General features: G+C 58.2%; 2 protein-coding genes. Both read right to left on the reverse strand.

Features of this window, described 5'->3' with window-relative positions:
• The coding region (locus AB4043_RS25905) for an NADP-dependent phosphogluconate dehydrogenase (RefSeq protein WP_442308574.1) at positions 1 to 603 on the reverse strand (603 nt) is incomplete at its 3' end.
• A 326-nt stretch (positions 604 to 929) separates the two neighbouring features.
• Positions 930 to 1,282, reverse strand: a 353-nt coding sequence (locus AB4043_RS25910; protein ID WP_442308575.1) for a transketolase-like TK C-terminal-containing protein, incomplete at its 5' end; no start/stop codon positions are given.

Raw genomic sequence — 1,282 nt, forward strand, 5'->3', positions numbered from 1 at the left:
CAGACTCTCCTTAGCCTTCAGAATCGCAAAACCCTCGGCAAAGGCCTGCATCATGCCGTACTCRATGCCGTTGTGCACCATCTTGGTGAAATGGCCGGAACCGGTAGGTCCAACGTGGCCCCAGCCCTTATCCGCAGCCGGAGCGAGCGCCTCAAAGATAGGCGAGAGATACTTCACCGGCTCCTCATCGCCGCCGATCATCAGCGAGTAGCCTTCCTGCAGACCCCAGACGCCGCCCGAGGTTCCCACATCGACAAAATCGAAGCCCTGCGGCTTCAGCTCATCGTGCCTGCGGATGGTGTCCTTGTAGTTCGAGTTGCCACCGTCGATAAAGATGTCGCCCTGCTTCATCAGAGGCTTCAGCTTGGCTACGGTCTCGTCCACCGGATCTCCGGCCGGAACCATGATCCAGATGGCGCGCTTTCCGGTCGTCAGGTTCGCTACCAGATCTTCCAGAGAATTCACGCCGACCGATCCGGTCGCCGTCAGTTTGGCGGTTGCCTGTGGGTTAAAGTCGAATCCAACTACCTTATGGCCGGCAAGGCGAAGACGCTCCGCCATGTTGCCACCCATCTTTCCCAGACCAATGAGGCCGATTTCCATCTCGACTCCTAACGTAGCTTTATTTTTATATCTTTCTGTAAAACCAGTACGACGATTGGACAACTATTGGGCCATTTTTGAATTATCCGGCCGGCGGTTCATCGTTACGTTCGATGCTCCGCCTCAGCAGGACGGTTCAAAGAGACCCTCTGGGAAGGCCCAGTCCACCGTTCCGAACAACGGCGGAGTTTGCGGTGCAGTTTGTGTTCCGGAGCAGGCGGAGGTCGCAGCGGTCTTCAAAGAAACCTGAACCAGCCGGAAGGCAATGCCCGTTTGCCTGTCTTGCGAAAGGGCCTCCGTTCCCGGAGGCCCTTCCCTTCCTTCTTTTACTTACCGGTGAGCTTCTTTGCGTGCTCAACGATGTTTGCGGTGTTGAAGCCCAACTTCTCGAACACAATTGGCGCCGGGGCCGATGCGCCGAACCGGTCGATACCGATAACAGCGCCGTTGCCGCCCAGGTACTTGTACCAGCCCATGGTGGCGCCGGCCTCGATGGCCAGCTTGGGCAGATTGGAGGGCAGAACGCTAGCCCTGTAGGCCTCGTCCTGCTCGTCGAAGAGGCGGAAGCTCGGCATGGAGACAACCTTCGCCGAGATGCCTGCAGCCTTCAGTTCCGGCAGCGCCTTCAGAGCCAGCGAGACTTCCGAACCGGTCGCGATGAGCACGATCTGTGCATCGG

Source organism: Terriglobus sp. YAF25, assembly GCF_052113305.1.
Lineage (GTDB): Bacteria > Acidobacteriota > Terriglobia > Terriglobales > Acidobacteriaceae > Terriglobus.